This is a genomic window from Mycobacterium sp. URHD0025, assembly GCF_000426065.1.
GTDB lineage: Bacteria > Actinomycetota > Actinomycetes > Mycobacteriales > Mycobacteriaceae > Mycobacterium.
This window is the reverse complement of the sequence record NZ_AUEQ01000017.1, coordinates 75,518-100,984: the sequence shown is the minus strand read 5'-3', so window position 1 is coordinate 100,984 and position 25,467 is coordinate 75,518. Positions and strand designations below refer to the sequence as shown.

General features: G+C 64.4%; 19 protein-coding genes and 1 pseudogene. 6 read left to right on the top strand and 14 right to left on the bottom strand.

The annotated features are described in order from the left end of the window. Nucleotides 1-46 precede the first annotated feature (46 nt). The 8 genes from eccCb to H977_RS0125510 are packed head-to-tail and all read right to left on the bottom strand — an operon-like array spanning nt 47 to nt 10,309. A complete protein-coding gene (gene eccCb / locus H977_RS0125545) occupies nt 47-1,819 on the bottom strand; it encodes a type VII secretion protein EccCb (protein ID WP_029110522.1) in 1,773 nt (590 codons plus the stop codon). Between the two features lies 1 nt (nt 1,820). Next, the gene (eccCa, locus tag H977_RS0125540; RefSeq protein ID WP_029110521.1) at nt 1,821-4,049 is read right to left on the bottom strand and encodes a type VII secretion protein EccCa; all 2,229 of its coding nucleotides are present in this window, start codon (nt 4,047-4,049) and stop codon (nt 1,821-1,823) included. 5 nt (nt 4,050-4,054) lie between these two features. After that, nucleotides 4,055-5,488: a type VII secretion protein EccB gene (eccB, locus tag H977_RS0125535; protein ID WP_029110520.1), complete on the bottom strand. Its 1,434-nt coding sequence runs from the start codon at nt 5,486-5,488 to the stop codon at nt 4,055-4,057. Between the two features lie 2 nt (nt 5,489-5,490). Then, nucleotides 5,491-7,215 (bottom strand): type VII secretion AAA-ATPase EccA, encoded by a 1,725-nt coding sequence (gene eccA / locus H977_RS0125530; RefSeq protein WP_029110519.1) that lies wholly within the window; start codon nt 7,213-7,215, stop codon nt 5,491-5,493. Beyond that, nucleotides 7,208-7,738, bottom strand: a complete 531-nt coding sequence (locus H977_RS0125525) for a hypothetical protein (RefSeq protein ID WP_029110518.1) — start codon at nt 7,736-7,738, stop codon at nt 7,208-7,210. Before H977_RS0125525 ends, eccA begins: the two co-directional genes overlap by 8 nt. A 14-nt stretch (nt 7,739-7,752) precedes the next feature. Continuing rightward, nucleotides 7,753-8,601 carry an ESX secretion-associated protein EspG gene (locus tag H977_RS0125520; RefSeq protein WP_029110517.1) on the bottom strand — a complete coding sequence of 283 codons (849 nt, stop codon included), beginning with the start codon at nt 8,599-8,601 and terminating at the stop codon, nt 7,753-7,755. A gap of 8 nt (nt 8,602-8,609) precedes the next feature. Further along, nucleotides 8,610-8,921, bottom strand: a complete 312-nt coding sequence (locus H977_RS0125515) for an ESX-1 secretion-associated protein (protein ID WP_029110516.1) — start codon at nt 8,919-8,921, stop codon at nt 8,610-8,612. A 32-nt stretch (nt 8,922-8,953) separates the two neighbouring features. Then, nucleotides 8,954-10,309, bottom strand: coding sequence for an EspA/EspE family type VII secretion system effector (locus H977_RS0125510; protein WP_051289060.1), 1,356 nt, complete (start codon nt 10,307-10,309; stop codon nt 8,954-8,956). A 412-nt stretch (nt 10,310-10,721) separates the two neighbouring features. Here H977_RS0125510 and H977_RS0125505 point away from each other — a divergent pair, with 412 nt between their 5' ends. Further along, a complete protein-coding gene (locus H977_RS0125505) occupies nt 10,722-12,236 on the top strand; it encodes a neutral zinc metallopeptidase (protein ID WP_081681847.1) in 1,515 nt (504 codons plus the stop codon). A 212-nt stretch (nt 12,237-12,448) separates the two neighbouring features. Next, entirely contained in the window at nt 12,449-12,958 is a 510-nt protein-coding gene (locus H977_RS0125500; protein WP_029110513.1) for a hypothetical protein, read from the top strand. Between the two features lie 90 nt (nt 12,959-13,048). On the opposite strand, the gene H977_RS0125495 is transcribed toward H977_RS0125500, so the two are convergent. The 5 genes and pseudogenes from H977_RS0125495 to H977_RS0125480 all read right to left on the bottom strand — a co-directional run bounded on the left by H977_RS0125495 (nt 13,049) and on the right by H977_RS0125480 (nt 18,796). Beyond that, a complete protein-coding gene (locus H977_RS0125495; protein WP_051289059.1) occupies nt 13,049-13,414 on the bottom strand; it encodes a DUF4189 domain-containing protein in 366 nt (121 codons plus the stop codon). Nucleotides 13,415-13,443: 29 nt separating this feature from the next. Further along, a complete protein-coding gene (locus H977_RS0125490; RefSeq protein ID WP_036477169.1) occupies nt 13,444-14,181 on the bottom strand; it encodes an LppX_LprAFG lipoprotein in 738 nt (245 codons plus the stop codon). A gap of 139 nt (nt 14,182-14,320) precedes the next feature. Continuing rightward, the gene (locus tag H977_RS33905) at nt 14,321-17,059 is read right to left on the bottom strand and encodes an ATP-binding cassette domain-containing protein (RefSeq protein ID WP_231396061.1); all 2,739 of its coding nucleotides are present in this window, start codon (nt 17,057-17,059) and stop codon (nt 14,321-14,323) included. A gap of 348 nt (nt 17,060-17,407) precedes the next feature. After that, nucleotides 17,408-17,620 (bottom strand): annotated as a pseudogene (locus H977_RS35910) (FHA domain-containing protein); the annotation flags it as partial. A gap of 243 nt (nt 17,621-17,863) precedes the next feature. After that, nucleotides 17,864-18,796: an FHA domain-containing protein gene (locus H977_RS0125480; RefSeq protein ID WP_155946827.1), complete on the bottom strand. Its 933-nt coding sequence runs from the start codon at nt 18,794-18,796 to the stop codon at nt 17,864-17,866. 294 nt (nt 18,797-19,090) lie between these two features. On the opposite strand from H977_RS0125480, the gene H977_RS0125475 reads away from it, so the two are divergent. The 4 genes from H977_RS0125475 (at nt 19,091) to H977_RS0125460 (ending at nt 23,290) form a co-directional block, all read left to right on the top strand. After that, the gene (locus tag H977_RS0125475) at nt 19,091-19,870 is read left to right on the top strand and encodes a sensor domain-containing protein (RefSeq protein ID WP_029110509.1); all 780 of its coding nucleotides are present in this window, start codon (nt 19,091-19,093) and stop codon (nt 19,868-19,870) included. Nucleotides 19,871-20,420: 550 nt separating this feature from the next. Further along, a complete protein-coding gene (locus H977_RS35695; RefSeq protein WP_196808325.1) occupies nt 20,421-20,996 on the top strand; it encodes a sensor domain-containing protein in 576 nt (191 codons plus the stop codon). 19 nt (nt 20,997-21,015) lie between these two features. Beyond that, on the top strand, nt 21,016-22,125 hold the full coding sequence (locus tag H977_RS0125465; RefSeq protein WP_081681846.1) for a sensor domain-containing protein: 1,110 nt from the start codon (nt 21,016-21,018) through the stop codon (nt 22,123-22,125). 79 nt (nt 22,126-22,204) lie between these two features. Beyond that, entirely contained in the window at nt 22,205-23,290 is a 1,086-nt protein-coding gene (locus tag H977_RS0125460; RefSeq protein ID WP_155946825.1) for a sensor domain-containing protein, read from the top strand. Between the two features lie 83 nt (nt 23,291-23,373). Here H977_RS0125460 and H977_RS0125455 read toward each other — a convergent pair whose 3' ends face one another. After that, nucleotides 23,374-25,464 carry a serine/threonine-protein kinase gene (locus H977_RS0125455; RefSeq protein ID WP_029110505.1) on the bottom strand — a complete coding sequence of 697 codons (2,091 nt, stop codon included), beginning with the start codon at nt 25,462-25,464 and terminating at the stop codon, nt 23,374-23,376. Between the last annotated feature and the right edge of the window lie 3 nt (nt 25,465-25,467).

The following is a 25,467-nucleotide window of genomic DNA, read 5'->3' as shown; positions in this document are numbered from 1 at the left end:
GGCCGCCGCCAGCGTTGCTGAGTGCGTTGGATAAATACTAACTGCCCTATTGGGGTGGTGCGAACACTTCTTCTTCGGGCGGATCGACATACGCCGCCTGAATGACTTCCTTGCCATCCGGTGAAACCATGAATGCCTGGCCAGGTGGCCTTTTCTTGACGATGATCTCCCGCGACGGGAAGTCGTTCTTCTCGCCCGACAAGAACAATGTGGGCGAACCCGCGCCGTAGGCGCTGCCGACGAACTTGTCCATCGTGGCCCGGTGGGCTTGGCTCATCTGACACGTCACGATGATGTGCAGACCGATATCGGCGGCCGCAGGCAACAGCGGGCCCAGCGGCGCCATCGGCGACATCATGCCGGATGCGGCGACGATCATGTGCCAGTCATCGACCAACAGCACGATGTCAGGACCGGTCCACCAGGACCGGGCCCGCAATTGCGCGGTGGTCAGGTCGGGTGGGGGCAGCCGCTTCTGCAGATTGAAGGCCAGTGCCTTGATGGACTCTTCCAGCGAGGCACTGTTGCGGTTGATCGCGCCGGCGAGGAGCAGATGCGAGTCGGGTACTGCGTCGAGCAGTCCCGATCGATAATCGGCAAGCATGAATCGCACCTGGTCGGGGGTATTGCGACTGCAGATCGCCTTCGCGATCGCTTGCAAGATGGTGGTCTTGCCCGACTTGGGAGCACCGAAGATCAGCTGGTGCGGAGTCGTATACATCGGGTTGTACGCGACGGTGAGATCGGACTCCCGCACACCGAGCGGCACCTGCCAGCGGGTCCGGTAATCGGCGTCGGGTCCCGGCGGATTGGGGTCGAGCTGATGCAGGTAGATCCGCTCCGGTAGCACCCGCACCTGCGGTGCCTGATCAGTGTGGCGGGCCGCCACCTGCTCCACACCCGCCGTGATGGCCTCCACTATGTTCTCGGCACTGTGCACGCCGTCCAGGCGGGGAACACCGATCATCAGGTGGTGCTTCTCCAGGGACACGGCCCGGCCAGGGCGGTTGGCCGGGATCTCCCGGGTGATTCGGTCGATCTGCGTTTCGTTGACGTCACCGAGGCGGAACTCCAGCTTGGTGCCCAGGTAGTCACGCACGCGTGATTTCAGCTCGGTCCACCGCGGTGTGGAGATGATGACATGCACGCCGTAGGCCAGACCCTGACCGGCCAAATCCTGGACCGCGGGTTCGAGGTCGGGGAACTCGGACGCGAATGCCGGCCACCCGTCGATCACCAGGAAGACGTCGCCGAACGGGTCTTGCGCGGCCGGATTGTTCGGATCGTCGCGCATCGCGCGATAGGCCGAGATCGAACCCACGCGGTATTCCTTGAACACCTGCTCACGGGCCCTCAGCACAGCCTTGACCTCGGCCACTACGCGGTTGACCCGGTCCGGTTCGGCGCGGGTGGCCACGCCGCCGACGTGCGGCAGGCCCTCGATGTACATGAGACCACCACCGCCGAGGTCGATGCAGTAGAACTGCACGTCGCGAGGGCTATGGGTGGCCGCGGCCGAGAGCATCAGGGTCTGCAGGAAGGTCGACTTGCCGGTCTGTGGTGCACCGCCAATCGCGATGTTGCCGCCGGCCGCCGAAACGTCGACGCCCCAGATGTCCTGCCGGTGCCGGCGCGGCTCATCCATGATTCCCAGAGCGAAGCGCAGCGGCTGGCGTTGGTAGTCACGCTCGATCAGTTCATTGACGGGCGTCGGATCGGTCAGCGGCGGCAACCACATCTTGTACGCGCGGCTCTCACCGGTGCCCAGCTGACCGAGGACCACCTCGCGCAGCACCCTGGGTTCGGCATCTGTACTCATCTCAGTTCACCGCCGTATCGAAAATCGGAGTGGTAGTGAACTGGTGGATCCGAACCCGGGCCTGACGCTTCGCCCGTGGCTTGGCGTCACCGTCGGCGGACTCCTCCAGCGCGGGCACGTAGTTGTTGCCCGTGTAGACGCTCCGGAATTTCACCGGGTCCTCCATACCCACGCGCAGGAATCCGACACCGCTCTCCTTGTTGGTGATGTACTGCGCCTCCGGCGTCCCGATCACCGCCTTGGATTCGGCCGAACTGGTGGTGCGCAACGCGATTCGGTAGGTCAAGTTGGGCTCGAGCTTGTCGATGCGCGCACCGCCGGTATTGAGTGACTGTGTCGCCAACAGGAGGTGCACGCGCAGCGAGCGGCCGACCCGGCAGATCCGGTCGAACAACTGGATGAAGTCCGGATGGTTCTGCAGCAGCTCGGCGAACTCGTCGACCACGACGAACAAGGTCGGCAGCGGCGGCAGGTCGGCACCACGCTCGCGGTGCTTCTCGTACTCGGCCACGCCTGAGAGGGCACCCGCGGCGCCCACCTGTATGCCGGCCTGTCGCAGGATCGACTGACGCCGGTCGAGCTCACCGGTGAGCACTTCGCCCATACGCCCGACGAGTTCGGCCTCCTCCTCCATGTTGGTGACGACGGCCGCGGTATGCGGCAGCTTCTCCATACCCAGAAAGGTGGAACCGCCCTTGAAGTCGGTGAGCAGCAGGTTGATCTGGTCGGGGTGGTGAGTAGCCACCAATGACAGGATCAGGGTGCGCAGGAACTCCGACTTACCTGAACCAGTCGTACCGATGAGCATGCCGTGCGGGCCCGCACCGAACTCGGCGCCTTCCTTGATATCGAGATGCATGATCTCGCCCGACTTGAGCTCATGACCGAACGGGATCCTGAGTCGGTCTCGGTCGGTGTCGGCGAACATCCGCCACCGTGCCGGCACGACCTCTTCCACCGACTTGGCGCCGACCAGATGGTGCCACTCCGTGGACACCTTCTTCTGTACCCGGACGTTCTTGTCGATGATCGTGCCGGTGATCGACCAGCCCGCGAGTTTGCGGGCGACCCGACCAGCCTGCGCCGGCGTCATCCGATCGACAACCCGCGTCACCTCGCGGTAGTTCTGGTTCGGCAGTTTGTCGTCTGCGGTTCCGTCTGCATCGACTCGCAATCGATAAGCGGACCCACGGTGATTGCCCAGAGTCAGGACCGTAACCCCGGCCCGGCCATCCACCGGGAAACCGGCCTTACCGCCGGTGAGGTCCACCACGATCACGTACGGCCCACCAGGGGCGGCGTCGGCGCTGTGCGGACCACGGGCAGTCAGGTCACTGAGGCCGTCGGGACGGGTGTACACCAGTCGAGTGGGCCCCGCCGCGTCCGTATCGGTCTGATGCTGCACATGCGGCAACCACTTGAGCCACGACCAGTTCGGATCCTCCGGGTTGTCGGTGAGCACCCGGATCTGCAGCAGGTCTGGCGGATGGAACACCGCTAGATGGCAGATCATCGCGGTCAGCAGCCCCGAGGCGCCGGCGAGATCCCCACCCACCGCGATGGTCGGAAATGTCCGCAGCTGAACGAGTTTGGGGCAATCGTGGATCAGGCCGTGGGTGCGAAGGAACTTCGTCACCCACATGTGGCTGACCGGCTCCAAGTGTGGTTGCGGCGCGCCCTGCGGGCCGGCCAGGTCGCCACTGGTGTTCGGTTTGAGCAGGCGGTCCACCGCGATCTCGGCACCGATGCCGATACGTGTGGCAGCGTAGAAGTCCGAGTTGGCCTGGCGCGACCACTGTCGGTGGGTACCGATGATTGACAACAGATCGTCGGGATTCGGTGCGTGGTAACCGAAGAACGCCACCTGAGCCGAGGCCGACGACGTCACGCGGGTACGCAGACCGGCCAGATAACGCAGATACTCCTTGCGGTCGGCGTTGATCTCGGGGACCTTCTTGCCGCCACCTCCACCGCTGCCCATGAAACCGACGGTGCCCATGATCATCATCAGCGGCATCATCAGCATGTATGGGGACAGCTGACGCACCCCGGTGAAGATCATGATCGAGATCATGCCGAGCATGCAGCCGCCCATGACCCATGGCATGGCCTTCTGCATGCCCGACGGCGGGATCTCGATTCCGAGGTCATCCGGTGGGGCGACATTGATCTCACCCGGTGTCAGCCGCGGGCCCCGCTTGATCGTCGGGGTGAACTTCCGTGTTGTCATGCGCCCTATTTGCTTTCGACTTTGCGGGGATTGGGATCGGCCGGGAGCGTGTCGTGCTCCAGCAGAGCCGCCTCCTTCGACAACACCGGGCCTTCCACCAGCAGCCCGACGACCTGCCACGGCGCGTTCACCGCGCCGGACAGACCCAGATACTTGGCGGCATCGTCATTGGCGATGCCGTACCGCACTCCTTGTGGGTCGATGTAATACAGGCTCTCGCCCACCCGGGGATCCGGCGACTGCAAGCGCACCAACTGGCCGCCTTCGATGTACACCGTTGCGTCCCCACCGATCTGGTCGATTCCGGTGCCCACCGCCGAGTACGGGATCGGCAGCCGACGGCCGGCGATGACGGTGGTCTTTGCCCCTTGGTCACCCGGCTCCCGCTGCCAGGCCCAGCACAGCACCGGCGAGTCCTGGCGCAGCAGTATCTCGAGCGGCTTGTCGGGCAGCGGCGACACATACACCTGCTCGGCAATCTTGGACACCACGCTGGCCTCCACGGAAGGCGGCTGCAGTAGACCGTAGGAGTTGGTGGCACGCAGGGCCGCAGCGGTCGGCCCATTGACGCGGGCTACCCCGTCGGGCAACACCACGTAGTGCTGCGGATCGGATTCGGTGGCAGTCTGGAAGACCGACCCGATCACCAGATTCTCCGGCAGCCCAACGGTATTCGGCGCTCCGGCCGCAGGAATCCCCGGCAGCTGCCATGGGCCCCTATTGGCCAGCGCGTTGAACAGCCCCTCGGATATCGGCGTGGCCTTTGCGGTGACGGGAATGCCCACCGCCGAGCTCACCGCTCGGTCGGCGAGGTCGATGCTATGCCGACCCTCTGGCGTAACGAGCCAGTTGGCGCCCTCGAACGTCACCAGCATGCCCTGGTTCGCGCGCATGGCACCGACACTCAGATCCGTTGCCAGCGAACGGATCAGAACTGCCTGCTCCACCTTGGGTGCTGAGCTGTCCGCCTTCGCCACGGTGTCACACAGCGTCCATCGCGACGCGGGCGCGCCGACCGGGGTGGCGTACGGTGCACCGGGAATCCCGATCGGCTGCCCCTTCGGCAACCGGTTGAGCTCCTCGGACTTCACCGCCGACGGATTGCCTGCGCTGCCGAGGGCCAGCCGAGCCGAGGTCAGGTTGTACACGGGGCGCAGCAGATTGGTTCCGGGCAGCATCACGTAGAGCTGATTTGTGGTCCGGTCCACCAGCAACTGATCGCTGCCTTGCTTACCGAGTGGCTTGAAGTACGCCATCAACGCCGCACCAAGGCAGATCAGCACCGAGACGACGATCCCGGCGAACACCGCGCGGCTGTAGAACTGCAACGGATCGTCGAACATCCGGGTATCGCGGCGCACGATCGCGTGCTCGACGCGACGCAGCAGGAAACGCCAGCCACTGACCTGGACCTTGGTGGTGAGCCGGAAGCCTGCCATCGCTATTCGCCGATACTCAGGCGGCTGTGAACCGCCGCGATCGCCGCTGCCATGTCTTCCCCGTTGACCTCACTGAGCTGCTCTACTCCGAGGTTCTCGAAGTCCAGCGAGCGAGCCAGCCGCATATCGCGGTTCTGCTCACCTGCCTCTACCAACTGCCGCGCGTACCGGCCGTTACCGGCGATGTCCAAGGCCGGCTTGCCGTTGAGCGTGCGCTGGCTCAACAGCATGGCCGCCTGGTGCACGCGCTTGGCCGCATCTTCGTCGAGCTGCGAATCATTCGCCTTCGCAATGACTTTGGTGATCTCGACGATGTCGTCGGGAGAATACGAATCGAACTCGATCCGAGTGGCGAAACGCGAACGGAGACCATCGTTGGTCTCCAGTAGCCGGTCGATGTCGTTGCTGTAACCGGCGATGATGACCACCAGCCGGTCGCGGTCGTTCTCCATCCGGGCCAGCAGAGTGTCCAGCGCCTCGGTACCGAAAGGGTCGGCTCGACCGTCGCGCTCCTGCACCAGTGTGTAGGCCTCGTCGATGAACAACACGCCACCCAAAGCCCGGTCGATCGTCTTGGCAGTCTTGACGGCCGACTGTCCCTCGTACTCTGCGACGAAATCCTTACGCGAGGTTTCGATCAGCTTGGGTTCGGCGATGACCCCCAGGCCGGCGAGGATGTTGGCCACCACGCGCGCGATCGTCGTCTTACCTGTGCCCGGTGGGCCGGCGAAGATCATGTGCTTGGAGGTCTGACCCACCTTCATGCCACGCGCGGCACGAATCCTGGCCATCTGAGTCGCCGCCCGGTAAGCCTCGATCTGATCCTTGACCCGGCTCAGACCGATCTGCCGGTCGAGCTCGGCCTGCGCCTCCGCCAGCAGCTTCTCCCGCCCCGAAGTATCGGCGACCACACTGGAGGGATCCCACGGATCAGTTCGGGCAGCGATCTTCTCGGCGGTCGTTGTCTCCAGTCGATAGGCCGGATCGCGCAGCGCCGCAGTCACTTTTGGTTCAGGAAAATTCGCCTGCAACCACTCCAGTAGAACGTGTGCAGACTCTTCGTTGCCCTGGTACCGCCGGGCCATCGCCAAGTACCACGCTATCGCGGGTGCACATGCCTGACCGGCCGGCGTGTCGTTGGCCTCGGTGAGCCGGCGGTCGGCCTCAGTGAACAGCCCGAGATTCGCCGCCGCCACTCCGTGAGCCACACCGGCCGCCGCTGCCAAGAACTTGTCCGGCCATTGATCGGCGCCCCGCACCTGCTCGATCACGTCGGTCCACCGTTGCGCCGCACCGTAGATAACCGCCTTGATCCAGGCCACCAGATGGTCGGATCCGCCTGCCGGGGCATCTTCCAATGCCTCCATCGCGTCGGCGTAGTTGCCCTCGCTCGCCTCCTGCACGGCGAAGCCCATGGTGATCGCCAGCGGCGAATTGATGGGGTAGGAAATCCCCTTGCCGTAGATACCGCCGATCGGCACGCGCGCGCCGACACCGTTCATCGAGATCTCGGCCGAACCGGCCAGTTGGCCGAAGTTCGAACGCGAATACCAAGCCCGGAACAACGTGACCCGGTCTGTGTCACCGCACCGGATCCGGCCAACCCATGCATCACAAGCGGATTCGTCGTAATTGGTGATCTCGGTGAACAACTCCAGCGAACGCGCCGGCGAACCGCTCAGCATCCCCACTGCGGAGCCGAACATCCCAGCGAGGTGGTCAACCATTATCGCCTCCATAGCGCGTCGAAAAGACCTGGGCTCGAGCGTCGTCTGCTTGCTGCGGGGTGAGCAGATCCAGGTCACGGGTCAGAAAGTCGCGGGTCGCCGCGTCGTCGTGTCCATGCTCGCGCATTCCTGCGAGCATGGCGGAATACTGGGCAGACTTGGCCTGCTTGGCGGCCAGGTCTGCGATGACCAGAATCTCTTCGGCGAGATCCCGTTCGGTCAGATTGACGGCTTTGGGTGCCAACTCGATCTCATGCACCCGCCCATCCATGAACACCGTCACCGTAACGGTTTCGGGCGGGTTGGTGACTGAGAACAACGGCGCTGCAAGATTTTCACCGTCGCCTGCATCGGTTATCGCGTTGTCGAATCCTGTGTCGCCCGATACGACGATCTCCTCGTATGTCCCGAATACATCCAAGCCAGTGTCGTTCGAACCATCGTCGGCATACGTGAAATCCAGCGCTGAGAGATCCTCATAGTCCTCATCGTCATCCGGATCATGTGGCGGAAATTCACCCACCGTTGCGCCCTCTTTCAGTGCAGGTAGGAGCTGTCCGACTCGGACGTGTCGAACCACGAGGCCGACGGCAGGAACTCGACCAACGCATCGAGGGCGCGCTGCAGATTGTCCTTGGTACCCGTCAGGAAACTGCCGTAGAGCTCACCGTTCACCCGTCGAGGAATTGAGACGATGCGTCCCTGCCGCGAGTCGAGTACACCCGCGGCCACGTCTACCTGTGAGGTCGTGCCGCCGGGATTTCGCTCGGTCACCAACAGTTCCACCCAGCTCTCCGGCTCGGAGATGATGTTGGCGTACACCCGGGCAGAGGTGGGAGGGATGCCGTAACCAGTGAGCTCGTCGGCGGTCCGGCAATTGGCGAGCGTCGCCGCTACGCCGGTCAAGGGCTCGACATTCGCCGGATTGCCGTCCCCGAGCACGGTGTTGACCATGCCGGCCAGGCCGATCTGTGCGGCGACGCGCTGCAGCACCAGCATGTCGTTGTCGCGAGCGGCCACGACGTGCCGGCCGCCCTTGCGGCAGACCACGAACCGGATCATCTTTCCGCCGACGTCGCGACGCCACCAGCGTCCCTCTATCGTGCGATCTGGGCGGCTCAGGGTATCCATCATGGCCGCTACCTCGGGGTGAGGATTGCCGAAGACATCCAGCACACCCTGCGCAGTCAGGTCACGTTCGACTTGTTCCCACACAACCTTGCGCAGATCAGGTTGGGGGATGTTCAACCGGATACCCATCGAGGGCGGAAAATCCGTCAGGCCCAGCTTGTCGGCGACCACCAGGATCCCGTCAATCGTCAGTTCAGCCGCGACGACATCGTCGATCGGCGGTGCGCTGGCATCGGCTTCGTAGGGAGTAATCATGACTGGCCCTACCGCACGGTTCCGTCAAGAGCTTCGCTCATCGCCGCATCCGTACGGCCGTAGCTGGTTGCCGCGCAGCTGAGCCCGTCGCCGAGGCCCCGCGACGCCCGTGCCATACCGGCTCCCGCCGCCCGACGAGCGCGCAGTGCCGCGTCGACGGCATCGGCCGTGGGTGACGAAATTGGCCCATGCGTTACCCGCAACGAAGTGCTGACGCCGTCGACCAACTGAGTCGCCGACGCGAGGTCGGCAGCGGCCTGCCCCTGTTTGGCCGACAGCTCGTGCAAGAGAGCGGTGTCAACCCGCAAATTTCCCGACATGAATCCCCTCGATCCCTGTTATTCCAGAATCTCTACCTGTTGACCACCGCAGCGGATCCCGGAATACCGCGCTCCAATGTAGCGGTCACGGGCGGACGTAGCTGTCCCTGCTCCAAATCCGTCAATACGAACTGCGGGGCAGACGCGCGCCCAATCATTGTCGCGGATGCCACCTCCAGGTCTGGAGGTAGCGTCATCGCAGGTCCGCGGCCACCTTCGCCAGCGGAATCGTCATTGGCACCAGCGTCTCGCGGTTCGTCCACCACCGGGTCGCCATCGCCTGAATCCCGGGTGAGCCCACGATCCTCGTCAACGGACTGTTCTTCTTTGCCCGTATCCCGAGTACCTCTGTCATCGGACTCAGCGGCCTGCGCGATCTCGTCGTCGTCGATCCGGTCGGCCGGTTGCCCGGTCTGTCCACCGCCCTGTGCGGCCTGGCTGGCGATCTGGGCCGCCTGACCTCCCGCTTGGGCGATGCCGCCGAACACTCCGACGAGCGGGCCGAGGATAGCGCCGATCACCCCTGCCACCACTCCCGCGATATCCGAGCCTGGGGAAGCACCCGGCGCTGCTGTTGGGGCCGATGATCCTGCGGGCGGAGATGGCACCGCCGGTTGGTTGCCTGATATCGCTGCTGAGGGCGAAGACGGTCCCGGTTGCGCCCCGACAGTGGGTTCAGCAACCGGCGCCGACACAGGATGTTGTTCTGAATCAGCCGCCGTGTCCTCCGCCGACTTCTCCGACTTCTCCGACTTCTCTTGCTGGCCTGAGCCGCGGTCCTCATCGTCCGGCACGGCCTCGCTGGCGATGCCGGCATAGAGGTTCACCGCGTCCCGCACCGCCGCGGCGTTGACCCCGACGTCGGAGTGCAAGGCCATCAGCTGATCGGCAGATTCCCCGACCGCCTTGGTCACCATCGCCATCTCGGCGGAGGTCTGCGCGGCCAGGCCGGCATGGGTGAAACGTCCGGCCGCGGCAGTGGTCAGGGACATGTCACCAAGCCACTCCGATTGCCTGTCGAGGCCTTCTCGAGTCGCGGCGATCTGCTCGGCCTCGCGAGACAGCACGGAGGCCATGCGGGCGTCGGCGTCGACCATGGCCTGCGTGCGCCCGACCAATGTGGTCGTCTGGCCGGTGTACGCCACCGACGCGGCGCCGTCCCAGCTGTCGCCGGAGTACGCCGCATTCAACGTCCGCCCGGCGGACCGAAAGCGCTGTGCGCCATCGCCAAACCGCCTACCGTCCTCCGGCTCGCCGACACCCGTCGTAAGCCTGATCTTCTGGATGACGCGCTGGCCGACAACCAACACCGGGGAACCGGCAGTGACCATCCCCGCTTGATCGCTGACATGTTTGCCGGACGCGGCAGTATCGCCAAATGATTCCATCGCTATCCCCCTCCACCCGAGGAGAGATTACCAGCGGGCCTAGCTCCCTCAGCACACTAATTTCGGCCGCACGCCGCATTTCGCCCGCGATATTCGGACAGCGCAAAACGCTAGGTCATCACGCATTTACTGAGACCATGCATTCCGGATTATGGTCGGGGATACCCCGGTTGGCGTGGCGGCCTGCACGCTCGTTCAAAAAACTTGGTGTAAGAGACGGAGCACGAGCGCGCATACGATCAATAGGTGCCAACGCCGAACGTCGAGGAATTGCTGCGGAGTCCGCTATCCCGGCAACCCAGTACGTACACGGAATATCGTGACGCGCTTTTGCTTATCGAGTCCGTCAACGTTTTGATACGAGTTGCGCCGGCCTGGCGACTGTCCCGCCAGCCATAACCGAGGACCTCATATGTCACGTCGCAAACGCGTCACTCCCCCTGCGCCAAACAGAACCGCTCGGGTGTTCGGCGCCGCAATCGCGGTGATTGCCGCAGCGGCGGTGATCGGCACGGTCACCGTACTGCTCCTGAACTATGTGGCGAGGGTTGTGCCCGGCCAGCCGGCTTCGATGTTGTACGACCCCAACAGGGTTGGAGGTCTACCCGTCACCGACGGACCGAGCGGGTTACGCGACGACGCTCCTGCCCCCACCGGAACTGTGCAGGACACCGATAACGGCCAGATGGACAAGTTCGCACTGTCTGCGGTCAACGATGTCGAACAGTTCTGGCAGGAGGCGTATCCCGGGTCACTGCCCGGCGCGTTCCGGCCGATCAGGAACTTCGCGTCCTATGACTCGACCAATCCGCAGACCCGGGAATTGTGCGGCTCAAGCCCCTACAAGAATCCCAATGCGTTCTACTGCCACCGAGACCGCCTGATCGCCTGGGACCGTGGGCAATTGATTCCGGCCGGACAGAAGTACTTCGGCCAGATGAGTCTGCCGGCTCTCATGGCCCATGAATACGGCCACGCGATCCAGCGGATGGCCAGCCTGGTGAATCGCCGTACGCCCGTCATCGTCTTCGAACAGCAGGCAGATTGCTTCGCGGGCACGTACATCCGTTGGGTGGCGGAGGGTAATTCGCCGCGTCTGACGATCAGCACCGGCGACGGCCTCAACCGGGTTCTGGCGGCCGCGATCGCGATCCGTGATCCGCTCATCACGCCGGACACGGCCGAATTGCTCGAAGAGGGTCATGGCACAGCATTGGACCGGATCACGGCATTCCAAATGGGTTTCAACACCGGGATCACAGCGTGCACCGCGATCAACATCGACGAGATCGACCAGCGCAGAGGCGATCTGCCCATCGCTCTGACCGAAGATGCCGACGGCGACCCACAAACCGCCAACGCCCCGATCAACGAGCAATCGCTGGACACCCTGATCGAACTCCTCAACCAGATCTACTCACCGGCGAATCCGCCGAAGGTGGTGTACGAGTCCGCGCCTTGCGCTGACGCCGCCGAGACCGAATCGCCGGCCGCCTACTGCCCCGACACCAACACCATCAGCCTGGACCTCCGCGCCCTGACCGAATTGGGCACTCCCGCCGATGAATCCAGCCGTGTGCTAATCCAGGGCGACAACACCGCCATGTCGGTCGTAGCCTCCCGGTACATGCTGGCCCTCCAGCACGCCAAGGGGCTCGAGCTCAGCGGGCAGGCCGCAGCAATGCGTACCGCTTGCCTGACCGGGGTCGCCAACCGGGATATGTCCGATCCGGTTCGCTTGCCCTCTGGCCAGTCGCTTCAGCTCACTGCCGGGGATCTCGATGAAGCGGTCGCCGGCCTGCTCACCAACGGTTGGGCTGCCAGCGGCAACGACGGCGAGAGCGTTCCGGCCGGATTTACGCGGATCATGGCCTTCCGTTCGGGACTGACCAGCAATCCTGACCAGTGCTACCAACGGTTTCCGTAAGAGCACTTGTTCAATCTCCGCTGACTGGCAAAGCCGCGCAATTGGTGATGTTGCGGGGCAACCGGACGCCTTAGGCTTCCACTGAGTTCGCAGATGCCGGGCCAGGACAGGAGTTTCACGCCGTGACATACCCACACGAACAGTGGCAATCGACGCCGGATTATGCTTCGCAGCCCCAGCCCAGCAACCCGCCGAATTATCCGCCCGGCCCAGTGCCTGGCTATCCGTCGCGGGGATGGCCGACACAGTATCCGGCGTATCCACCAGCCGGCCCCAAGAAGTCCTCGAAGGGTCTCATCATCGGATTGGTCGTCGCGGCAGTGGTCATTGTGCTTGCAGTCTTCGTCGCTCCAGTGGTGTTCTTCGCGAAGATGACCGGCGACATCAACGACACCATCTCTCAGGGAACCGGCGGGCAGACCGAACAGATCCTCGAGGACGAATTGGAAGTCACCTTCGGGAAGTTTGTCCGGACCGATACCGAGTACCGCAAGGACGGCAAGTTGCCCGTGACCTTCCGGAACAAAGGCAGCGAGCGCACCAGCTTTTATGTGCAGATCGAAGCGATCGACGCCAACGGTGACCGCATCGCCGAAGACACCGCCAGCGTCACCAGTTTGGCAGGCGGACAGTCCACTACCGAGGACCTGTTCACCTTCTCCGAGAATGTCGAGGACATCCAAGGAGCCGAGTTCCGCGTGGCCAGCGTCTCGAAACACTGACTGAGGCCAGGGCCCAACTGGCCACTCGCCCGACCACGAAAGAGGCTGGGAGGTTGGCAGATTGCTGCCAACCTCCCAGCCGGTACTTCTTTAGTTACATGCCCACAGATCGATGTAGCCGCCCCCACCGGGGATGGCGTTGAGTGCAGCACGTGTGGCCGCGCCGAGGGTCCGGCCGTGGGCCGCCTGTACGTGGGTGTCGTTACGCACTGCCACGCCACAATCGGTGAAGTAGTTCAGCGCTTCGCAGGATGTCCATCCGCAGTACTGGATAGCCGCTTGCTGAGCGTCTCTGGATGATGGATAGTTCCACACCACCGCGCCCGCCCCGTTGTCCGCGTACGCAATGGAGCCGTACGACAGTGCGGCGTGGGCAGTCGGGAGTTCAATTACGCCGACGGCCAAGACTCCGACACTGGCCGCGGCCACCCGGCGCCCAAAACTTCTGGTGTCCATGTTGTTTGGTTTCCTTTCAGATCTGTCGCTCAATTGGGCGGGGTGATGGCCGGCTTCTCAGCGGTGACCGTCTTGCCGAAGTCCGACAGGGTCATGGTCACCTTGGCATCCGAGGGATCACCGACGTTGATCTGAGCCTGCACCAGATAGTGCGGATCGCTCTCGGCGATCCACACGGTGACCGGCCACTCCTGGGCGTTTTCAGGTGCTTTCCGTGCACCGGCCAACACCGCTACATCGTTGGTCGAGGCTTTCGCCGTGATCTTGGTGGTCGGTGTTCCGTCGATGGTTTCCGAGCCGGCTTCCTTGGGGTCCTTCAGATTTGACAGGGCATTTGCGAGACCATTGCTCGGATCGAAGATCACCGACAGGTTGTAGATCGAGTTGCCGTCACCGTAGTCGAACCACTCACCGGGGACGGCGACGTCGGAGTAGAGATGACCATCGACATAGATCAGCTTGGTGGTCTGCGTGTCCTGCCCCATCTGCACGGTGGCCTCGCCGGTGGCGACGACCGCGGGCTTTCCAGCAACGTCGGCCTCCAATTTGGTGACCTTGAGATTGGGCACCTTGCCGTCGGCAGTGAGAACGAGATGCGCTCCGGTGAGGCCCTTCATCGCCTCCGCAGACTTCGCAACCAGGCTGCTGGCAGCGTCATCGGAACCTGACGTGCCGCCGTCTGCCGCAGGCTTTTCCGTGCCGCAAGCTGTCAACGCGAGGGCGGCTGCCGCAGTAGCGGCGATCGCGATTTTGAAACGTACCTTCATTGGTCTCTCTTTCTGTCGGTGGGAAGTGCTCTACCGATACGAACCGCCTCCGGCAAAACCCCTCGCAGGTAACTGTAAGCATGTCGTAGGGACCTTCAGTGCAGGTCTTTTCACACAATTCCCTCCCGGAAGTCTTTGGTCACCGGATCTTCTCGGCAATCTTGTCGACGATCTCGTTGGCATGACTGGTCTCTGTTGGACCGCACGACTGGACGTCGATCGCGACGTTGGAGGCGACCTCCAACACATGCTGGCAGCTACGGCCAGACATGCTGAGAACAGCGGTCGGCCGGCCGTCGACCAACGAAACCTTGCCGACATCGATCGTCGTCGCCGGCTGACCCGGCGGCGTCAATGTGACGGTGGTGTTCGCACAGGGCTGCCAGAAATTGATGTGCTCGGACTGAGCCGTGGCGGCCTTCTCTGCGTCCGGATACAGCATGAGGTATTGCGTGACAGTCGTATTCGGATCAGTGGAGACCAATTCACTGCCCGCGACGCCGGTGGGACTACCCGCGCCCCAGGCCTGGGCGTTGGCGGGGCTCACCACGCCCGTGCAGTTGGGCGGCGCGGCCGTAGCTGCATTCAGTTCGGTGAGCGGGACCGGCCCGTTTGGTGTCATCGAACTCGTGCCCATGATGGTGCCGACAGCTCCCGCGTCGACCAGCAGTCCTGCCAGATCACCTGCGGCCACAGGCTTTTGTGTCGGAGCGTTCCCCTGAGTGGGAACACTGGGCATCGAGGTCTGGGCCGGTCGGTCGGAGGTCCCGTCCCGGGTGAGGTACGACATGCCGACCAGGAATCCCGCGACCAGGACCAGGGCCACGGTCATGCTCACCACCCGGCCGCCGGCGCCACGCTCCCTGGCCGGCAGGCGCAGCCTGCGCAGCACCACGATGGTCGCCACGATCCCGATGAGCACCAGGACGCCCACGTCGAGCAGCCACCATGACAGCTGGTGGCGCCACAGCGGGTCGTCGATGTAGTTGGCGGCGTCGGCCTCCATCAGGTCGATGCTCGACGCGCCGCCGGCGAAGCCCCATCGAGCGGGGAGAAGGTAGGAGACCTGGTTGAGTCCCAGACGGCCGGTGACGGGAATCAGCCCGCCGGAGAACACAATTGCGCTCATCAGAATCACGACGAGCATCGGCATGATCCAGTCGCTCGTACGCGCCAACGATGACAACCACAAGCCGACGATCGCCGACACGATGGCAGTGAGCGCCAGTGCGAGGTACAGATCCCACACGGGGTTGCTCGTCAACAGCGAGCCCTGGTTCGGCCCACCCTTCACCACCACGACGATGGCGGTGAGGATCGCGATCTGGACGGCCGCGGCGACGCTGTAGACCGCGATCTTGGCGGTCAGATACGCGCCGGCGGACAGGCCGACCGATTGCTCTCGGCGGAAGATGCTGCGTTCACCGACGAGATCGCGAACGGTCAGCGCTGTCCCCATGAACACGGTGCCGATCACCATCAGGCTCAGCAGTTGGTTGGGCTCGTCCGGTGCGCCTCCGTCCAGGCTCGCCTTCCCCAATCCGACAGACCCCTGCACCACCAAGGTCAGGGCACCCAGAATGAAGGGCAACAGAGCCAAGAACGCCGTGTAGCCCCGGTCGGCGAAGATCAGCCGGATCTGCCGCGCTGCCAGGGTGGCGACCTGGCGGGTGGTATTGGTGCGTGCGGGATCACCCAGCGGCCCAGGCGGACTCGCGGGCGCCGCAGGTGCGGCGGCCGCAGGGTTCTTCTGCAGGAACACGGCATGCGCGGCATCCGGGCTGGACGCGACCCAGGCGAAGATGTCAGCCCAGTCGTTGGTGCCGATGGTCGCCGCGACGTGTCCGGGCGCACCGGCGTAGGCCGTCTTGCCGCCCGGTGCCAGCAACAACACCTGGTCGCACATGCTCAGATAGGTCAGTGAGTGTGTGACGACGATGACCGTGCGTCCGGCGTCTGCCAGGCGGCGCAGCATCGCCATGACCTCGCGGTCCAGCGCCGGGTCCAACCCGGACGTCGGCTCATCGAGGATCAGGAGTGAAGGGCCGGTCAGCAGCTCCATGGCCACCGACGCACGCTTGCGTTGGCCTCCGGACAGTTTGTCGACCCGAGTGTCGCGGTGGTTGGTCAATTGGAGTTCGTCGAGAACCCGGTCCACGACCGCCTTGCGGTCCGCCTTCCCGGTATCCGCCGGAAGGCGCAGGCGAGCAGCATAATTGAGTGCCTGGCTGACCGTCAGCTGGCGATGCACCACGTCGTCCTGGGGCACGACACCGATGCGCGACCGCAGCGACGCATATTCGGCGTGCACGTCGTGGCCGTCGAATCGCACCTGGCCGGAGGTGGGTTGAGTGACACCACCCACCATCTTGATCAGCGTGGACTTTCCGGCACCGGACGGCCCGATGACCGCGGTCAAGGTACCGGGTCGCGCAGTGAACGACACCGAAGACAAAAGTTGACGTCCGTCAATGGTCAGACCGAGTTGGTGCGCCTCGATGCCGCCTGTGGCCGGGGTGCGGGTCTGCGCCCGCAGCGTCGTACCGTCAAAGGTGAGGTCCGTGTTGCCGATCGTGACGACATCACCCGGGCGGAGTGTCGCTGCAGGCATGCGGACACCGTTGACGAAAATGCCGTTGTTGCTGGCATTGTCGTGAATTTGTGTTCCCGTTGGGGAGGCCAGCAGATAGGCATGCACGCGCGAGGCCAGCGGGTCGTCAACCTGAATGGCCGACGTCGAATGCCGCCCGATCGTGATGGCGCCTGCCGGCAGCGCCGGCGCTGCCCGTTGTGGCAGTACCTTTTTCACCACGCCGGTCATGCGGGCCAAGACGTCGTCGTCATCGGCCGCTGCTGCGACGGGCTTCGGTGACGGCATTGGTCGCGGAGTCGGCTGCGGGCCGGCAGGGCGCGGTTGGGGTGGCGGGGCGATCCGCTGAGATTGGGCCGGGCGTGGAGGCTGGCTCGGGGCTTGGGTCGATGCAGGAGGGCGTGGCGCAGGCCGCTGCTGCGGCGGGCCTGATCGCACTGGCGGGGTAGGCCGCATAGGTGGTGCGGCGGGTCGCTGAGTCGGAGGTGGCGGTGGGACCGCACGCTGCGATGTCGGGCCTGGCCTGGCTGGTGGCGCGGGTGCAGCCATTGGCCGAGAAAAGTTGCGGGCCACCGGTACTACCTGGGTGGTGATCCTGAATGTCAACCGGGGCCCGGCCGGAGCGCCGAGGTTGATCGCTACGTCGTCGTCGATGGCAACCCTGGCCTGGCGGACCCCGCCTACATAAATTCCGTTGCGGCTCTTGTCCTCTGCGGTCCATTGGCCGTTTCGCGCGGTGAGGATCATGTGTTCGCGCGAGATCGCCTGTTTGGCATCCACCTCCACTCGGATATCGGCGTCAACGCCGCGGCCGATGACGATGTCCTTGCCAGGCCTGAAGGTGAACATTGCCTCGCCTAGCCAAACCACCAGCGGTGGTGCCGCCGTTGCGGTCACGATGTTCTCCTTTTCGGTAGCCATCCCCGCGCAGTCATCAACCACGCGCACCGCACTGAGGACGTGCTGATGCTCCGCGAGAATCGCAACGTCGCTTGATATAGCTGGGGCGCTGGACGGCTTGGCCGACGTGCAGTCGATCGGCCCCGTCGGAACCCCGGTGTCTCTGATGAGCGCTGTCCCACCCGACCCCCACTACGCTTCATGTTCTTGCGATCGTAACGGCGCCTGCGGTGGGGCGGGCGACGTATTTCCCATTGCCGGGGCGGGGATTTCCACGTCGGGAGCGGGGAGGCGGCGCCCGTAGATCTGGGCGATGCGCTGGAGCAGTTGCGCAAATTCGGACCGAGCGTTGTGCGCATGGGCTGACAACGAAGAGTCGAACTGCTGGATCTGACGCTGCAGCAATGACGCTTGCGCCTGATAGCCGGGATCGGTCGCGGCAGGCAAGTCGACGAGGTCCGCTGCGATCGATTCCAGTCTCAGTGCCGCCGAATCGAGCAGAAGGCTATGCCGGACGGCCGGCGTAATGACATCGGTAACGTCTTCGGGCGCAGCACCATCGCAGATGGCGGCCAGCGATCCGGGCGGCCACGCCAGGGCGTTGTCGATCGCTCGGCGAATGGCGCTGTCTGGCCAATAGCGACCGTTGAGCAGGTCGTCCATGGTCGAGGCGTCGATGTTGGCCTGCAGCCGGACATCCCGACGAGAAAGACCGAGATCTGCGATGCGGCGGGCTACCGCACGCCCGAGGCGCCCGAGGTTGTCGAGGGCATCGGTGCCGTAGCGGAAGATGACCGTTGGTCCCTCTGGCGCTCCGAACGCAACCGACATCCCGTCGGTGATGGTCGCTTCGCGCACCCGTCGTCCGTCGATGTAGATACCGTTTCGGCTCTCGAAGTCGATGATTCGCCAGCGAGTGCCCGGCTCAAGACGGGCATGTAGCCGCGATATCGCAGGGTGGTCGAGGTGGATGTCAGCAGATGGCACATCTCGCCCGATGAAGAAATCACCCTCGGCCGCGCGGGCCGGTGTAAGCCGGCCATCCATGACCAAGACGAGATCGGAGGCGTCGAGCGGTCTCGCGGATTTAGCGGCCATCGCTCCCCCCGGCGCTTCGGTCGTCACGCCAAAGATAGTACATCTCAAACTGCAGCGGTGCTGCGATTCGATCCACGAAACCCGTAGCGTGATCAGCCGTCCGCCAGGTGGACGCTGAGACTTCCGATCAGGTCAACCGGCCGATATTCAGGCCGCTACCTGGCCTTCCGCATGCTCTCCTTCCAATAGTCCGGTCGCGAGCGGCGTGCTGTCGACGACACCAACCTGCAGAATATCGCTACAGTTTCACGCTTGCGCTTCGTCGATCGCTATGGTTATAGTCGTAGCACCGCTACGGTTTCTCAGTCGGAAAGGTCCGCCATGAAGGTCACCGCCAACACCTCCCTTGGACACCGCCTCACGCTGCGCAACACCGCGGCTGGGCGGTCTTCCGCGCCCGTGACCAGGCTGGCCACTGCCAGCGTTCTGGCCGCCCTCGCCGTGGCAGGCTCAGCGGGGACGGCGGCGGCGACGCCCACGGCCCCCATTCCTCAGTTCTCCTGGTCGGGATCCGACAGCAGCCCGCTGGCGGGAGGCCTGGACGCCCTGCTGCTCAGCGCGAGTGAGATCTCGCGGATCGCAGGCACCGACAGCACATTGCGTGATGGCAAGGTTGAGCAGACCCTGAGTGATACCTACTCCGTCAGTCCCACTCGGTGCTTGTCCGCCTACGCGCCGGGCCAGTCCGGCTCCTACCTGGACGGCGCGCCCCAACAGGTGGTGTTCAAATCGGTGTTCACCCCTCGCGGCAGCGACGGTGACCGGCTCACGGTGCCACACGGAGTAGCCGAATTCGACAGCAAGCAAGATGCGTTGGCCTTTATGACTGCCACAGCCTCGGCATGGAAGGCCTGCGACGGCGCCACCGTCACCGAGGCCGAGGGCGGCCGCTGGGAAATGGGCCGCACCCGCGTCAACGAGGAGCGCACTGTGGTCACCCTCGATCAGAAATCGACAAAAGCGTCGGGGACATGCGAACGCGCCATGGCCGCCTATCGCAACGTCTTCATCGACGCCATGTACTGCAGCCGCAACGAGGACACCAGTGGCATGGCGGCAGCCGTCGTGGAGACCATCGCCCAGAAGGCAGCCACCAGTTGACCGCAGACTGTTCGGCCGGGAGGGTGCGCGGCTGGCGCTTGGGCAACTCCCGTGACATCCAGGCGCCGGGCGGAGCCGGCGGCGGCCGTGATTCGATACACGATGTGCAACACCGCCGGCGCACCCGACCAGAGCAGCGCAAAGGTAGCTCGTTGTGACCCACAACAGTGACGGCGAGGAGACCCGGCCCTACGCCGGCGGCCGTCTTCCACCTGGCGCCGGGCAACCCGCGCCCTACAGCCCTTCGGCCGCGGCTTGGTTCCCCCCAGCGTCACCTGGTTGGCCGCCGACGGGTCCCGGATATGCTCCCACCCCGCCACGGCTCCCCGGTCCCGGCCGGGCCCTGGCCGTGATTGCGTTCGTCGCGATCCTCGTTGTGGTCGGCGGTGGAATGTGGATCTACCGGTCGAAATTCACTGATACTCAACGGTCTTCGGGCGCCCGAACCGGTCAGTCGGCCGAACCGTCACCAACGTCGAGCGCCGAGCCGCCCACCACATCCAACCCGACCATCAAGACACCAGCCTCCGCGGTCCCGACGGCGCCTCCTGTGAGCAGCGTCGAATTGGCCGATTACCTGCCCGACGCCGAGGCACTGCAGACGCTCTTGATCACCGATCCCCTTACGCGCACCGCCGATGCCGAGACCACCTACACCTCAGTGAGCACCGACCGCCCGGACTGTGGCGGGGCACCCAACGTTGCGCTGCCGACCGCCTATGACCGGTCGGGCTACACCGCTATCAGAACGCAGGAGTTCTTCAGCCAGCCCGGTCCGCGCGGCCAAGACAGCGTCACGCAAGCCGTAGTGGCCTTCCCCACCGAGCAGAACGCGAAAGACTTCATGGCCCTGGAGACCAGCCGGTGGGGTAACTGCAAGTTCGACTTGGTGACCATCAACAACCCCGACGGCGACGCCATCGTCCGCCAGATGTCCAGTCCCAACACCAAAAACGGCGTGCTGACCCTGTCGATCCACTCCCAGATGCAAAGCAAGTTGGGTTGCCAGCGCGGCCTCAGCTCGCGCCGCAACGTCGTCATCGACGTACAGGTCTGTAGCCAGGCCGGCAGCGCGCAGGCCGCTGAACTCGTCTCCACGATCTCCGACCGAATTCCCAACGACTGAAGGCAGGCTGAACATACTCATGAGCACCTACGATCCTCACCGGCCGCCGAATCGACCATCGAGGGATGAGGACGCCACCGCGGTAGTGCCCCTCCATACCCCGGCGGCCCCTCCCCCGACCAGCCCAGTACCCCCGCCTCCGACCACCCCGGTACCCCCGTCGACGTCCGGGTACGGGTACCCGGCTGCCCCGGGGTGGCCGTCCCAGTCGACGCCGCCTGTCGGACCGGGTGGAGGTTGGCAGCCGCCCCAGCCGCCCGGATACCCCGTCGCCGGTTACCCGGCCGGTGCCCCGACACCACCACCGGGCAAGAAGAAGCCCTGGGGACTGATCGCGGCGGCACTGATCGCCGTGGTCGTCCTGGCCGCGGCTGGCGTATTCGTCCTCGGAGACGGCATCAACTTCGGCTCCGACGAGAAGAAGTCGGACACCGCCTCCACGAGCTCGGCGAACACCGACGAGGAGTCGGAGGGATCATCGGGTAGCGGATCCAACTCCTCCTCGTCCCCTAAAACCTCCGAGACCCCCACAGCCGGTGCCGACGGCACGGTGGACGCGGCCGAACTGCCGGACCTCCTGGAGTCGGCTGACGCACTCAACGAGGATGGCGACTACAACTACACCCCGACCGCCCCCGTACAGTCGGAGCCGTTCAGCGGGCTCCTGGTCATGCCGTCCAATTGCGCGGGCGCGCTGCTGCCCGGCATCGACTACGTCTACAAGACGGCCAATTACACGGGTTTCGCCGGCCAAATCTTCACCGACGACGCCGCGGGCGCCAAGGTCATGCAATCGGTGATCTCGTTCAATTCCGAAACCGAGGCCACCCGGTTCTTCAACGATCACTACACCAGCTGGAGAGCCTGCCACTACACCGAGATCACAACGTCCGGCGGCGGACAACACCAGACGATGAAAACCGGAGTCTCCTCTGAGAGCGACGGCGTGGCATCCATCCTCATCTGGCCTGGCGACAAGCCCGCTGGGAGCGCCGGAAGCTGCGAACACGCCATGAGTCCCCGCAAAAACGTCATCGTCGACACCCGGGTCTGCGGGCCAAAAAGCACTATGACGTCCGCCCAAGGGCTCACCAAAGACATCGGCAAGAAGATCACCGGCAAACGCTGAATAAAACGCGAGCACCGGCACAGCGCCCCGATGCAAAGCGGCCACAATCGTCGCGTACCTAAGGCAGGCTGACCAGTTAATGAGTACACACGACCCCAACCACGACGCGGACATGACCGCAGACTGGCCCATCAATCGTCCGGTCCCGCCGCCCGACGACGACGACGCTACAGCGGTGGTGCCCCGCCACACCCCGGTTCCCCCGTCCGCACCGCCGCCGACCGGCCCGATGCCCCCGCAGTACGGCTACGGGCAGCCTGCAAACCCTGGGTGGCCACCACAGTCGTCGCCGCCGGCACAACCGAGTGGGGGCTGGCAACCGCCCCACCCGCCTGGGCAATACCCCTTCGCGGGCTATCCGGCCGGGGCGCCCACATCTCCTCCCGGCAAGAAAAAGCCCCGAGGACTGACCGCCGCAGTTTTGATCGCAGTGGTCGTCCTGGTTGGGGCGGGCGTGTATGTGCTCGGCGACTTCGGATCTGGCGACACGAAGTCCGACACTGCCTCGACGAGCTCCGCAGCCACCTCGAGTGCGCCCTCCGAGGCCCCGTCCTCCACGACCTCGCAGGCCCCCGGAGCCGGCGCATCAGAGAATGTAGACACAGCTGCCCTGCCCACCCTGCTGGCATCCGTCACCGATCTGAACGAGAGATTCACCGGAAACTTCAAGCCCGCGGCCGCCGTGCAGTCCGAGCCCTTCGACGGCCTGACGGTGGAGCCCTCCAACTGTGCCGGCGCCCTGCTGCCCGGCATCGACTACGTGTACCGGACGGCCAACTACTCCGGTTTCGCCGGCCAGATCCTCACGGATGACACGACCAAAGTCGCCGTCATGCAGGCGGTGATCGCGTTCAATACCGAGACCGAAGCGACCAGGTTTTACAACGGCCAGTTTTCGGCGTGGCGAGGCTGCAACTACAGCGAGGTCAATACCGAGGGCGGCGGCGAGCAGCAGACCGTCAAGATGGGAGTGGCCGCAGACACTGATGGCACTGCCCACATGCTGATGTGGAAGGACCGTCAAGGCAGCGATAGAGCCTGTGAGCGTGGCATGACCCCGCGCAAGAACGTCGTTGTCGACGTGCGGGTCTGCTCGTCGAACATCGGCTCGTCGGGATTCACCCTCGCCCGAGACATCGGCGCCAAGGTAACCGGCAGCCGCTGACCGAACCGGCGCACGGACCAGATCGCCACCCGAGCCGGCCTGGTCCGTGCGACATTTCGCAGTCCGTTACCACCACCGATTGCCTACGCGTGCACTTGGTCGACCAGCTGCGGCACCCACGTCTTGTCCAAGAACTGAGTAGCCAGCACTCCTCCCGGATTCTCCAGCGCCGCAATGGTATCGGGATCATCCACGATTACGAGCGCCCCCCGGAAGGCGCTCAGCTCTGAAGGCAGGCCGGCCGCGCCGCCACCCCCAGCAGCTTTATCAGTACGGATCACCACCAGCACACTGCTGTCGATCGTGTACAGCGTGTACAGATTCCCCACCGCCCGGGTTACTGCCGTCTCCCCCTCGCCACGCGCCAACTTCTGGTCATAGGCCAGCCCGATGGTGGTCAGGAAGTCGGCGGCGTTAGAGGGTGTCAGGGTCCAACTGAGGCCCTCATCAGTCATATTCAAAACCGAGACGGTCTTTCCCGCGGCCTTGCTGTTCTGGTTGCGCAGATCGTTCTGTTGGGCCGCAATCGTCGACGTCAGCTGTGTTGCAACGCCTTCCTTGCCGACGATCTTGGCGACCCACTTCAGCTGCGATTGCCAGTTCCACGGCTGGTCATCGCCAGTCGGGCGGGTGACCGTCGGGGCAATAGCCGCCAGCCGCTCGTATGTCGCATCGTCGATGTCACCGGTCGCCAGGATGAGATCCGGCTTGGCCGCCCCGATAGCGCTGGTGTCGATGAAATTCATCAACGCGGGATCGCCGGTCAGCTTGTCCTGAATCCAGGACGGCACGGTGCCGCCAACCGAAGCGATGGCTACCGGTTGTAACCCCAACGCCAACAGCGCATCAGCGTCACCGGGCCCCAGCGCAGCGACAGCGCGGGGACTGGCAGTGATCTCGGTCGTGCCGTGGGCATGTGTGATCGTCTGCGGTGTGTACGGAGCGTTGTTCGGATTGTTCCGATAGAGCAATACGAACCCCGCGATGGCCAGTACTGCCACCAGCGCCACCGCGGCGGCCGGAATTGCAATACGCCGCTTGAGCGACTTCTTCTCCGGCGGTGGCATCGGCACCGGCGACCGGGGTCCTGCCGGCGCTCCGGTGAACTCGCGGGGTTGAGTGGGTGCGTGCGTCGCACTGAATTGGCCACTGGGATAAGTCGGGGCAGGCGCCGAGTGTGGTCCTGGCCGTATTCCGGTGGTCGGTTGCGGCCCACCCGGCCGCCAGTGCGGAGGACGGCCCGCTGGGTGGGTGACTCCGTCAGCGGGCGGTGCCGCGTCCCACGCCTGCGTCACCGTCGACTTTGGCACTGCGGTGGTGGTGTCCGCGATCGCCGCCGTCGTCGCCTCGGCCAGTTCACGGGCCGTCTGATAACGCGCATCGGGGTTCTTCGCCATGGCCTTGGCGATCACGTCGTTGAGGCCGATCGGCAAATGCGGCGCCAGGTCGGTGACCTTCGGCGGATCTTCGAAGACGTGTGCCGTCACAATTGCCGGCACACCGCCCCGGCCGGCGAACGGTGTTTTGCCTGTCAGCAGGCGAAACAGACTGCAACCCAACGAATAGATGTCGGCTCGATGGTCGAGTTGATCGGAGGTTCCACTGAGCGCTTCGGGTGCGGCGTAGGCGATAGACGCCATCACCGTTCCATCGGTGGTGAGATGGGTGGTGTCGTCCTTGGCGCGCGCGATGCCGAAGTCCGCCAGAAAGACCCGTTCGTCGTCGCCCTCGTGTTCGGCGGGAGCGATCAGGAAGTTCGCCGGCTTGACATCGCGGTGCAGCACGCGACGCCGGTGTGCGTAGTCGAGAGCTTTCGCCACCTCACCGATCACATGAGCGGCGCGATCAGGAGTCATTCTGCCGTCGAGCAATTCGCGATCCGCATCCGTGCCTGCGACGTACTGCATCGCGATCCACAGCTGGCCGCCCTCGGTTTCGCCGCGCGAGTAAACGGCGACGATATTGGGATGGCCGAGGGTGGATGCGACGGTCGCCTCACGCTCGAAGCGAGCCCGAAACTGAGGATCGTTGGAGTACTCAGAGCTGAGGACCTTGAGTGCGTCGCTACGGGGCAGGGTCGGATTCGCGGCGCGATAGACGATGCCCATGCCACCCCTACCCAGGACACCTTGGATCGCGTAGCCGCCGACGACGTCACCGGGCTTGAATTCCATTGT